Below are 12,659 nucleotides of genomic sequence, written 5' to 3' on the forward strand. Positions count from 1 at the left end.
GCTATGGGAATGAGAAAGAAAACAGTTATCGAACAGGAAGAAATTAAATATTTTATCGACAAAATTGTTAAGGATGAAGCGAGTCAATGTGCCACGGTTCAGGGCTGGGCCTTTAATACCAAGACCAAAGAGCCGGTCGAACTTTATTTATTGGGAAGAGAAGCCGTCGGGGTTCAATTCAAACGGGATTTCAGAATCGACGTCAATAACAAGTATGCCTTACCGGATGATGCCAAGGTTGGCTTTATTATCGAGTTTGATAAAAACACCTATGGTGAAAAACTAAAACTTAAACTAAAAGATGACAATAATATTCGCATTGTGCCGATTAACTTGAAGAAGAATTATGATTATTTAAAAAAGCCGAATCTATTTAATGCCAAACGATTGGCTGGTGTGACAACCCGAACTGTCGGATATCTCAGTCGCAACGGTTTAAAAAATACGATCCGGAAGATCAAGTTTGAACTGAAGTATAAAAATCAGGAAAACTATGATTTCTGGATTGATGTCCATGAAGATTATGACAAGAAAAAAGTTATGGCAGAAATCAGCGGTTTTTCATATAATCCTAAGGTTTCCATCGTGATGCCAGTGTATAATGTAGAGGAACAATGGCTCAGGGCCTGCGTCGATTCAGTTTTAAATCAATATTACACCAACTGGGAGTTATGCATCGCCGATGACAATTCGACAGATGCCCACATTAAACCCTTGCTGGAAGAGTTCAAAACGCTGGACTCCCGCATCAAGGTGGTTTACCGGGAAGAAAATGGACATATTTCAGAGGCCTCAAACTCAGCCCTGGCGATCGCCACCGGCGAGTTTGTGGGTCTATTGGATAATGACGATACTCTGGCCGAATTTGCTCTCTACGAAGTGGTTAAGTTATTAAACGAACACCCGGAAGCAGATCTTATTTATAGCGATGAAGATAAGCTAAGTGAGGACAATAAACGGAGCCAGCCGTTTTTTAAAACGGACTGGGCACCTGATATTCTGTTGGCGACCAATTACATCTGTCATTTTGGGGTTTATCGTAAAACCATCATCGATGAGATCGGCGGCTTTAGAAAAGGCTATGAAGGGGCTCAGGATTATGATCTGGTGTTGCGCTTTACTGAAAAAACTGACAAGATCTTCCATATTCAAAAGATTTTGTATCACTGGCGGATGATCAGTAATTCCACCGCCGTCAATCCGGACTCAAAAGGTTATGCCTTCGAAGCAGGCCTAAAGTCTCTTGAAGATGCTCTGGAAAGACGGAAAATTAAAGGGACGGTCAGTCATGGGGCTTTTCCTGGCGTTTATAACATTGACTATGAAATTGTCAATGCGGGCTTGGTATCGGTGATTATTCCTACCCGGGACAATGCTGCCGATTTAAAAGCTTGTATTGATTCGATTTATGAAAAAACGATCTATGAGAATTTTGAAATTATCGTCGCTGATAATGGCAGCGAAAAAGAAGAGACCTTCAGATTGTTTGAATACTATACAAAGAAATACCCACAGCAGTTTAAAGTGGTGCGGATTGATATCCCGTTCAACTTTTCAAAAATAAATAATCTGGCAGTCAAAGAATCAAACGGTGAGTATCTATTGTTTTTAAATAATGACATCACGGTAATTACCAAAGGCTGGATGAAACGGATGGTCAGTTATGCACAACAGGAACACGTTGGTGCAATTGGGGCAAAACTTTATTATCCCGACAACACCATCCAGCACGCTGGCGTCTTATTGGGAATGGGGGGTGTTGCCGGTCATGGCCATGTGGGATTCCCACGCGGTGATTATGGCTATTTTGGTAAACTGGTCACAACCAATAACTATACTTCGGTGACGGCCGCCTGTATGATGGTGAAACGGGAAGATTTTGACCGGGTTAATGGTTTTGAAGAAAAATTGACGGTAGCGTTTAATGACGTGGATTTCTGTCTCAAACTTTATGAAGCGGGAAAATTTAATGTCTGGCTGCATGATGTGGAACTCTATCATTATGAATCAAAATCTCGGGGAGCAGAGGATACCTATTCTAAATACAAGCGCTTTAACAGCGAAATCAAATACATGAAAGATCATTGGCTGAAATACATTAAGAATGATCCTTACTACAATCGGAATTTAACGCGGGTTGATGGAAATTACGCAATTTGTGTGGATATTGTGGGTTATGTAAAAGGAAAAACAATCGAAGATGAAGAGAATGAGATTTAACTTAAGAACGCAAAAGATGTAACGAAAAAATTGACGATACAATATAATTGTGATATTATCGTTACAACTATCAGTATAATGACAACAGGAAATTTTAGAGAAAGGAGGAAAATAATGACGCAGATAAAAAACATCCGCAAGCAGGTTACGCTGGGAGTGGTTATGATCCTTGTGCTGTTCACGTTCTTTTCGTATTTCAGTTTGACAGTGGAGGCAGCAAGCACGACCATCGTGGTTAATCCGGGACATCAGTCAGGAACCGATACGGGAGCCGTTAATAAAACAACCGGTATCACGGAAGTGGACCTTAATAATGCGTTGGCCATTAAAATTGTTACAACCTTACGAAATAATGGTTATAATGCGATGCTAAGTCATCAGATTCCAGGAAACCCCGGATTGCCAACCATGTTGGCAACAACAACCAATAATTCGACAGCGGTATGTAGTGCTGCCAACAGTTTAGGAGCTGATTTGTTTATCAGTGTTCATCATAACTCCGGGGCAGCGACAGCCAGTGGTTATGAGTTTTACTGGAGCAGTTATCATCCGTCGGTTGACAACAATGGGATTTATCAGAAAGCTGGGTTATGGAGTGATGGGTCACTGGCTGATTTGGATGCAACACCACCAACCATTGCCTTAAAGTCCAAGGAATTGGCCAATCTGATGAATACTAATTTCAGTAAAAATTTAACCTATGTTCCCAGCCGGAATAAGATTGTGGAACGGGATGATGCTTATACCAGAAAAACAAGCATGCCTTCAGTGCTGATTGAAGCCGGATTTGTGTCAAACAATGCTGAATCGCAGAAATTAGCCGATGGAACCAATCAGCAAAAAATGGCGGATCAGGTTTTAGCCAGCGTCAGTGAGATTTTTGGCGCCGCAACCGCACCAATGACAGCCAGCGGTTTTACAACCACGGTGAGTGGTGATAAAATTACAGCCACGGTTAAGGGCGTTTCGGCACCCAACGGGTTGCAGGTTGTTTATATCCCGACCTGGAGTGATGATTGTGGTCAAGATGATTTGAAGTGGTACACGGCCACCAAACAAAGCGATGGATCTTATAGCGTGACCATTGATGTAAAAGATCATGGTTATACCAGCGGAAATTATCAATTGCATTGTTATGGCGTGGACTCGAACGGGAAGTATACCTTATTAGGTCAAAGTACAGCGACTGTTAATGCATCTGTTCAGGAAAAAATGAGTGCCAGCAGTATAGTAGCAAGTGTGACAGGGAACACGATTACGGTTAGCGTAAAAGGCATCAAGGCCCCAGGTGGTATCACCGATTTGTTTATCCCGATTTGGAGTGAAACCGGCGGTCAGGATGATTTAAAATGGTACACTGCCACCAAACAAACGGATGGCAGTTATAAAATCACCGTTGATATCAAAGATCACAAATATGATGGCGGCATCTATAATATTCATGCTTATGGAAAAGATAACACAGGTTTAATGACATTTTTAGGTAGCACGACAACGGCAGTGAAGGTTAATTCAATGACGGCAACCAGTGTCACCGCAGTGGTATTAAACGGAAAAATTACTGCAACCATAAAAGGCATTACGGCTCCTTATGGCATTACTGAAATGTTAATCCCTGTCTGGAGCGAAATCGGTGGTCAGGATGACATCAAATGGTACACAGCGACGAAGCAAAGTGATGGCAGTTACAAGATAACGCTGGATATCAAAGATCACAATTACGATAGTGGTGACTATATTCTTCATGCCTACGGAAAAGACAGTAATGGAAAAATGACCTTTGTTGGGGCTGCAAAAGCAAACATTGTAGTTCAGCCGATGACAGCAACCAGTGTTACGGCCAGCGTTTCTGGCAATAAGATTACGGCAACGATAAAAGGGATTAATGCACCAGGTGGGATCAAACAGATTTCGGTACCAATTTGGAGCGATATTGATGGTCAGGATGATCTGGTGTGGTATAACGCGGATAAACAAAGTGATGGCAGCTACGTAGTCACAGTTGATATTAAAGATCACAAGTATGCCAGTGGTACTTATAGTATTCATGCTTATGGAACTGAAGTTAGCGGAAGAATGACCTTGCTGGGGAATACTACGGCAAATGTTACGGCGGCAAAACCAATGACAGCTTCAACTGTAAAAGCCATAGTTAATGAAAATATTATTACAGCCACAGTGAGCGGTATCACAGCGCCCAATGGAATAAAAAGCATTTTAATTCCAACCTGGAGTGATATGAATGGTCAGGATGATATTAAATGGTACACCGCCACCAAACAAAGCGATGGCAGTTATCAGGCGATAATAGATGCCAAGAATCACAATGGGAACAGTGGTAATTATTCAATCCATGCCTATGGAGTCGAATCCGATGGACGTTCAGTATTTCTGGGCAATACTTCGGTGAGTGTCCGTTATGTAGAAACCCCGATTATGGGAACTTCTACAGTGACTGCGGCACAACTGGTAGCTTATTATAAGGGAACTGGAAGTGTTTATCCACAACTTTATAATGACCTTGGTGTTAATCTGGAACGATTTGCAGAGCTTTATGTACAGGAGTGCAACGCTGAAGGCGTTCGAGCTGAGGTTGCCTTTGCCCAGGCAATGCTGGAAACCGGAAATCTTCAGTTTGGTGGGGATGTCAAGGCTTCCCAATTCAATTTTGCTGGGCTGGGAGCCACTGGCGGCGTACCTGGATTTGATTTCGCAGCAGTATACGGAAGTAGCAGTACCGGTCTTCAAACTGGAATTCGAGGACATGTACAGCATCTGAAATGTTATGCCAGCAGTGCGGCGCTCAAGCAAACTAAGGTTGATCCGCGATGGAATGATTCATTGCGGTTAAAAGCCATTTCAGTTGAAGAACTGGCCGGAACCTGGGCAGCTGACACGACCTATGCAGGTAAGGTTAAGGCGATTATGAAAAAGTTTTAGTTAGTAAAAAGACGGAGCTGAAGAAATTCAGTTCTCAGACTGTCAAAAAAGTCAGCTTTGTTTAGCTGACTTTTTTTGATAAAATTGAATCAACAAAGACAAAGATGGATAGGCAAAGTGTTAAAACGGGAAAAACTGGAAAGAGATGTTGTTGAACTTGTCAATACAGACTTATTGGTTCCATCCGATCATTTACTCAGGAAAATTGATGGAGCGGTGGATTTCACACACATTTATGATTTTGTGGAAGACTTATATTGTGCTGATAATGGACGTCCCAGCGCGGATCCAGTGGTGCTGATCAAAATGGCTTTGATTCAGCATTTATACGGCATCCGTTCCCTCCGTCAAACCGTTAAAGACATTGAAATGAACATCGCCTATCGTTGGTTTCTGGGTTATACCCTGAATGAGACCATTCCCCATTTTGCCACGGTGAGCTATAACTTCAGACATCGTTTCAAAGAATCGGTCATTGAAGATATTTTCACGTGGATTCTGTATGAGGTGGAGAGAGCAGGCTATCTTAAACCGGAAGTGGTTTTTGTGGATGCCACGCATATCAAAGCCAATGCCAATCTGAAAAAGCGCATTAAAAAGGCGATTCCGGGAGCGGCTCGAACATATGAAGACCAGCTACTGGAAGAAGTCAATGCTGATCGAGAGGATCATGGAAAAAAGCCATTTGATGATACAAAGCCACCGGAAGACCGGAATGTGACAGAATCCACAACTGATCCGGATTGTGGAGTCTTTAATAAAGGCGAACATAAGAAATGTTTTGCCTATGGTGCCCATACTGTGTGCGACCAGAATAATTTTGTCCGGGATGTGGTGGTAACTGCAGGAAACCATCATGACAGCCAGATCTTTGATGCGCTGTATAAGAAAGTGACTGGACGCTATCCGCAGATCCAGGTCATTACAGCGGATGCCGGTTATAAACGCCATGGATCTGCAAGACAAATTTTGATGACGGCCGAATTCCTTCAGTGCCATACAAACGCCCCATGACAAAGCCGAATTATCACAAAAGTTATGAGGATGTCTATGATGAATATAATGATTGGGTCATTTGTCCGGAAAACCGAACCTTGTATTATGCCACTACGAATCGACACGGTTACCAAGAATACAAAAGCATCCCATTTAATTGCGAACGTTGTCCAACCAGACATTTATGTACAGAGAACAAATCCTGTGAAAAAACGGTGACCCGACATGTCTGGCAGGATTATCTTGAAATGGCGGAAGATATTCGCCATTCACCGATTGGAAAAGCAACTTACTCACTCAGAAGCCAGACCATCGAACGGGTTTTTGCAGATGCCAAAGAGAAACACGCCATGCGTTATACGCTTTACCGGAGCTTGAATTCAGTTGCCAGCTGGGTTCGGCTTAAATATGCTGCCATGAATTTGAAAAAGCTGGCGCTTTGGAAATCCAAAGCTTGGCTTCTTTTTTGGCCGGTCACGCAAAGAACCCGATTTTCAGTTTGAAAATCGGGTTCTTTGACAGTCTGGGAGCTGAAGAAATTCAGCTCTGTTTTTTTATAGCAAAGTATTGACGCAGAGAATGATTCAATGATAGGGTAATGATACGTAAAGTAATTATAAAAGGGGAGCTATATGATAAAAAACACTGACTGGAGAAGTTCGATAAAAGCATTGACCATTCTGGGGATAATTATTCTGCTTTTTTTATCAGGTCAAAGTCTGGTACAGGGAGCAGACGAGACAAATAACCTTGTTAAACAGGTTATCATAGTAAAAAATGAAAAGGGCGAAGCAATTGATCAAGCAGTATTCAGTATTATAAACGACAAAAACGAAATCATCGAAACCTGTAGGAGTGATGAAATGGGTCGGGCGGAGATAAAGAATACATCAGAGGGACTGTATCTGCTAAAGCAGATAAAAACGATTGATGGATACGAATGTATTGAAAGAAAATTGGAAATCAACAATAAAAATCCGACTGTGGAAATACTGATTATTAATCAACTAAAATTAGATAAGTCGGCACAAGAGTCTGACTCGGAACGGGTTCAAAATAAAGCGGAGTTTGAAACGGACGCGGTGCTTTTGGATGATTCGCTTGATTCGAGAATAAAAACAGATGAGAATTTGGTGAACGCAGATCAAAAGCCAGCTGAGAAAACGACAGAAATATTGGCAGCCGCGCTTGCTGTTGATGATATAAAAGTAAAGGTCACACAAGTGGCAGAAAATAAAACACAATTTATTGTCAGCACAATCGGCTGCGCTGGGAAAACAGGGATTAGCCAGGTTTTGTTTCCAACCTGGACAGCACGGAATGCTCAGGATGATTTGCATTGGTATCAGGGAATCCGCGAGAAAAATGGCGAGTACAGCATCACCATCGACAGTAAAGACCATGGATTTGAAACCGGCACTTACCAGATCCATACCTATATTCATGGACAGCAGGGCGAAGTATTAAAAGTTATTGGAAGTAAGTATGATCTTGCGGAATCAAAGCCGGTTATTTCTGCGACTGATGTTAAAAATAATTGTTTTAAGGTAAGTATTTCAGGGCTAAGCAACCGCTATGGCGTCAGCGATGTTGTTGTGCCAACCTGGACACAGATCAACGGTCATGACGATCTGCGCTGGGAAAAAGCTACCTATGTAGGAAATGATACCTGGGAAGCGGTGATAAATATCGCTGATTATAAACAAAGCTATGATACCTTTATCAGTCACGTCTACGTTACCGATAAAAATGGACAACAGAAGTATCTCGGAGCGACAACGAAAATCAGTGACAATCCGTTTATAAAAGATCCATTAAAAGTTGCGGCACATCAGCAGGAAAATGATGGATCGAAGTTTGTCATTAGCACTCAAAACTGCAGCAAAAAGCCGGGGATTAAGCGAGTCGATTTTGCGGTGTGGACAAAACGAGATGGTCAGGATGAGATTAAATGGTATCAGGGGGAAATCGGCGCAAATGGAGAGTATCAAACTTCTGTGGATATTGAAAATCATGGTTTTGAAACTGGCCCGTTCAGCATTCATACTTATCTAAGGGATAATTCTGGAGAAGTAATTACTATTTCAGGATCTTCTTTTACAATGCCAAAGCTTAACCCAACCATCGAGTATGACAAGGCAGTGCTAAATAATACCTTCAAAATCCGGATCAGGAATGTGGGAAGTGAAAACGGTGTGACCGCCATCATGATGCCAACCTGGAGCCGTTCAAATGGTCAGGATGATCTGCGTTGGGAGCCGGCAACCTATATTGGCAATCACACATGGGAAGCCAACATTAATCTGCGAAACTATAACATTATTGTTGATGCGTTTATTTCGCATGCTTACCTGGTTGATAAAAACGGAAAAATGGTTTTTGTTAAGGACTCCAGTAAAACGATTTTACAGAATACGGCAACAGTATATGGTTTTTATAATTATCCGCTGGATAAAAATTATAAACCCAATCCCAGCGATCCCACCGATTGGTTTGGACCACGCTGGGGTGATATTCACGAAGGGGTTGATATCCCGGCACCCTATTATGCCTCCTGCTATGCGGTTGGCAATGGTATTGTCGAAAAAGCCGGTTTTTTTATGGGCTATGGTCGCTACGTCCGAATCCGCACCACTGATCGCTACGGTGAAAGTGTTTCCTTCTTTTATGGACATCTGCAGGAAATTAACGTGGGTGTGGGACAGTCGGTAAGTAAGGGCCAAAAAATTGGCTCAGTCGGGGGCTCTGGTTATAACGCCCAACGAACCTATATCGATAATGCCTATGGACCGCATCTGCATTTTGGAGCAATCGCCAATGCTGATGATGCCTGTGTCGATCCGGAAATATGGATTGACTTTCACAACCCTTACAGCAATGCAAATTGAGATAGTGCCCAAAAGAGAGACTGGGAAAAGTTCCTGGTCTCTTTTTGTTTAGTAAAGGAAGATCCTATGTTATAATAAAACGGATTATGGACAGAATAAAGGAAGGTTTTATGAAGTGTGATGTTTCAGTAATTATACCAAATTTCAATGGGGAGAATTTTATCGCCAATTGTCTGGATAGTATGATGGTACAAAGTTTTAGTACATTCGGACACATGGAAATCATAGTTGTCGACGATTGCTCCAGTGACGGGAGTGTCGATATCATAAAGAATTATGAAAATGTAATGTTATTGGAAAATCCCGTTAATTCGGGTTTTGATAAGTCGGTTAACCAGGGGATTCTGGCCAGTCGTGGAAAATACTGTTTGCTTTTAAATAATGATGTGGTGGCGGATCCTGATTTTGTGAAATATTTATATTTGCATATTGATGATAATCCCCGAATCTTTTCGGTGAGTTCAAAAATGATTCGTTTTTATGAACGGGATAAGCTCGATGATACCGGCGATTTTTATAATATTCTGGGCTGGGGATACAAACGGGGCGATGGCCAATCGGTCAATGCTCATAATAAGCCAACAGCAATTTTTAGTAGTTGTGCCGGGGCGGGGATTTACCGTCGATCGATTCTAAATGAGATTGGCTTGTTTGACGAAGCTTTTTTTGCCTATATGGAGGACGTTGATATCGGATACCGTGCATTGATCAATGGTTATAAAAATCGATATGAACCCAAAGCAATCTGCTACCATATTGGTAGCGCAACTACAGCAGAAGGCCAAAAGTACAGTCCCTTCAAGGTTCAGATTTCAGCCCGCAATAATATTTATGTCGCATATAAAAACATGCCATTTGTTCAATTACTGGTTAACAGCCCGTTTTTATTGTTGGGGTTTATCGTTAAATACATAACGTTTGCCAAAAGGGGCTTTGGCCAGGATTATCGAGCTGGGATTAAAGAAGGTCTGAAAAAGCATCGAATCATGACGAAGGTTCCTTTTCAGTTTCGAAATCTGAAGCATTATTTTTTTATTGAAGTCCAATTGATAGTGAATGTATTTAGACAAGTTGAAAATAAAATAGGCAAGTAAAACAGTTTTTAGATCGGCCCTTCCATATTTGTGGGGGGTATGGTAAAATATAATGTCTTTTGAAAGACAAAATGGCTTAAGAAAGGCTGAAAATGGATTTATCGATTATTATTGTTAATTATAAAACAGAAGAATTGACATCAAATTGTATTGATTCAATTATAAAAAGTAATACCAGAGGATTGTGCTATGAAATTATTCTGGTCGATAATGCTTCTGATGATGGCAGCATCGAAGCCATTGAAAAGCAGTTTCCAGAAATAACCATTGTCAAAAACAGCGAAAACCTGGGCTTTTCAAAGGCCAATAACATCGGTATGGCGGTGGCAAAGGGCGACTATATACTCTTGCTCAATTCCGATACCATTGTTGATCTGGATACCTTAAAAGGTGCCCTGGCTTTTATTAAAGATCACAAACATATCGGGGCATTGGGTTGTAAGGTATTGCTGCCATCAGGAAAACTGGATCCGGCCTGTAAACGAAGCTTTCCGACACCGATGAACGGACTTTATCACAGTCTCAATCTGGACCTGGCCTTTCCCGAAAGCACCCGTTTTGGGGCCTATAATCTGACCTATGTGGATGAAAATAAAACCTGTTCCATTGATTGTATTATGGGGGCGTTTATGTTGGTTCCCAGAGCCGTAGTCGATACGGTAGGGATGCTGGATGAGGATTTTTTTATGTATGGGGAAGACGTCGATTGGTGTTATCGGATCAAACAGGCCGGGTATCAGGTCATGTATTATCCGGAAGTTCGAATTTTTCATCACAAAAAAGCCAGTGGCATCGGCAAACGAAATCCCAAAGTGATTGCCGCATTTTATGATTCGATGATCATTTTTTATAATAAACATTATCAGAATAAATATAATCGGTTTACCCGGTGGTGCGTGATTACAGGAACGACAATCATGAAAAAAATGGCCTTAGCAAAAAATAATCGCAGAAAATAAAAACAGGGAAGGGAGACAGGCATGATAAAAAGCAATCAGCGTTTTTTTAATTTTATATTGGTGTTGTTTGATTTGTGTGTGGTGACAGCGTCTCTTTTATTTGCCTGGTATATTCGGTTTGTCTCACCTTTCTTTGATGATGGCGTGCGGACCATGAACCTGAGGGCTTATATTGATTTGCTGGCAATCATTATCCCCCTCTATCTTGTTCTTTTTCTGTTCTTTGGCCTCTACAAACCATATCGCAAACAGCGTTTTTTTAAAGAATGCCGGGAAATCGTCTTTGCCAACATTATTGGCATTGCGATTTTAATGTCGGCCTTATTTACCATGAAAAGCATCCATTTTTCACGGTATATGCTGGGGATTTTCTTTATTACCTCTACGGTGATGATGATTTTGGAGCGGGGATCGATTCGCAAAATTCTCCGAATGGCCCGGGAACGGGGTTTTAACATCAAGTATATTATTATTGTGGGTGCTGGTAGTATTGGTCAAACCTTTGCTGCAAAAGTCGCTGGAGATCGTCAGCTGGGTTATAAGGTAACCGGGTATGTTGATGATTATTATCACAAAAGCGATAAAGATGGGATCCCGATCCTGGGAAAAACCCGGGAAATGAATGAAATTCTGGAAGAATATCAGGTGGATGAGGTCATTATTGCCTTGCCGAATACCAGTTTTAAACGAATCGATGAAGTCATTGATATCTGTGAATACCAGGGTGTTAAAACCCAGATTATTCCAGATTATTTTCACTTGATTCAGGGAACAACAGCTTATTTTGATGAACTGGATGGTATTCCATTGATCAATACCCGTTACATCCCCCTGGATCAGCCCTTGAATAAATGGATCAAGCGAGCAATTGATATTATTCTTTCAATTCTAATTTTAATTCTGGTTTCACCAATTATGTTGGTTACGGCAATTCTGGTTAAAGTAACCTCACCTGGGCCGATTATCTATAAGCAAATTCGGGTGGGGATGGGCCGAAGGGAATTCTGGATTTACAAATTCAGATCGATGCGTTGTGATGCCGCCATTCCTGGGGAAATCGGCTGGACCACTGAGAACGACCCGCGTAAAACAAAATTTGGTGCATTTATCCGAAAAACCAGCATTGATGAACTGCCACAGTTCTACAATGTACTTAAAGGGGATATGAGTATTGTCGGACCCCGACCCGAGAGACCCCATTATGTCACCCAGTTTCAACACGAAATTCCTAAGTATATGATCAAACACCATGTTCGGCCGGGGATCACCGGTTGGGCTCAGGTTCAAGGCTGGCGTGGGGATACTTCGATTCATAAACGGATCGAGTGTGATATCGAGTATATCGAAAAATGGACGCTGTGGTTTGATATCAAAGTATTTTTTATGACATTTAAAGCGGTGTTTGAGAGTGGGTATTAAGTTGAATGGAATATTAACAAATAGAAAGATCAATATTTTCATTTTAATAATTTTGTCATTAATATTAGCCGGTTTTAGTGAATTGTTTTTTTTAATGATTGAAAACAAAATTGCGATTGAATCGTTCCAATCATGGTCAGGAA

At 41.4% G+C, this 12,659-nt stretch carries 6 protein-coding genes and 1 pseudogene; all 7 read left to right on the forward strand.

All coding sequences use genetic code 11. From position 1 onward, the window contains the following. The first annotated feature begins 9 nt into the window (after positions 1–9). The 7 genes and pseudogenes from B3F51_RS03070 to B3F51_RS03100 all read left to right on the forward strand — a co-directional run bounded on the left by B3F51_RS03070 (position 10) and on the right by B3F51_RS03100 (position 12,516). Positions 10–2,220, forward strand: coding sequence for a glycosyltransferase family 2 protein (locus B3F51_RS03070; protein WP_263992902.1), 2,211 nt, complete (start codon positions 10–12; stop codon positions 2,218–2,220). A gap of 114 nt (positions 2,221–2,334) precedes the next feature. Continuing rightward, positions 2,335–5,160, forward strand: coding sequence for a GBS Bsp-like repeat-containing protein (locus B3F51_RS03075; RefSeq protein ID WP_263992903.1), 2,826 nt, complete (start codon positions 2,335–2,337; stop codon positions 5,158–5,160). Positions 5,161–5,277: 117 nt separating this feature from the next. Continuing rightward, positions 5,278–6,659: pseudogene (locus B3F51_RS03080) on the forward strand (IS1182 family transposase). 129 nt (positions 6,660–6,788) lie between these two features. Continuing rightward, positions 6,789–9,044, forward strand: a complete 2,256-nt coding sequence (locus B3F51_RS03085) for a GBS Bsp-like repeat-containing protein (RefSeq protein ID WP_070371611.1) — start codon at positions 6,789–6,791, stop codon at positions 9,042–9,044. Positions 9,045–9,154: 110 nt separating this feature from the next. Next, a complete protein-coding gene (locus B3F51_RS03090; protein WP_286945409.1) occupies positions 9,155–10,138 on the forward strand; it encodes a glycosyltransferase family 2 protein in 984 nt (327 codons plus the stop codon). 92 nt (positions 10,139–10,230) lie between these two features. Then, positions 10,231–11,097, forward strand: a complete 867-nt coding sequence (locus tag B3F51_RS03095) for a glycosyltransferase family 2 protein (protein ID WP_286945410.1) — start codon at positions 10,231–10,233, stop codon at positions 11,095–11,097. A 21-nt stretch (positions 11,098–11,118) separates the two neighbouring features. After that, on the forward strand, positions 11,119–12,516 hold the full coding sequence (locus tag B3F51_RS03100; protein WP_070371608.1) for an undecaprenyl-phosphate glucose phosphotransferase: 1,398 nt from the start codon (positions 11,119–11,121) through the stop codon (positions 12,514–12,516). Positions 12,517–12,659: the final 143 nt, after the last annotated feature.

Origin of the sequence: Acetobacterium sp. UBA5834 (assembly GCF_002435675.1) — a bacterium.
GTDB lineage: Bacteria > Bacillota > Clostridia > Eubacteriales > Eubacteriaceae > Acetobacterium > Acetobacterium wieringae.

What these genes read in the sequence shown, in the direction of transcription:
- B3F51_RS03070 (WP_263992902.1), top strand. Translation starts at nt 10, where the DNA reads ATGAGAAAGAAAACAGTTATCGAACAGGAAGAAATTAAATATTTTATC.
- B3F51_RS03085 (WP_070371611.1), top strand. Translation starts at nt 6,789, where the DNA reads ATGATAAAAAACACTGACTGGAGAAGTTCGATAAAAGCATTGACCATT.
- B3F51_RS03090 (WP_286945409.1), top strand. Translation starts at nt 9,155, where the DNA reads ATGAAGTGTGATGTTTCAGTAATTATACCAAATTTCAATGGGGAGAAT.
- B3F51_RS03095 (WP_286945410.1), top strand. Translation starts at nt 10,231, where the DNA reads ATGGATTTATCGATTATTATTGTTAATTATAAAACAGAAGAATTGACA.
- B3F51_RS03075 (WP_263992903.1), top strand. Translation starts at nt 2,335, where the DNA reads ATGACGCAGATAAAAAACATCCGCAAGCAGGTTACGCTGGGAGTGGTT.
- B3F51_RS03100 (WP_070371608.1), top strand. Translation starts at nt 11,119, where the DNA reads ATGATAAAAAGCAATCAGCGTTTTTTTAATTTTATATTGGTGTTGTTT.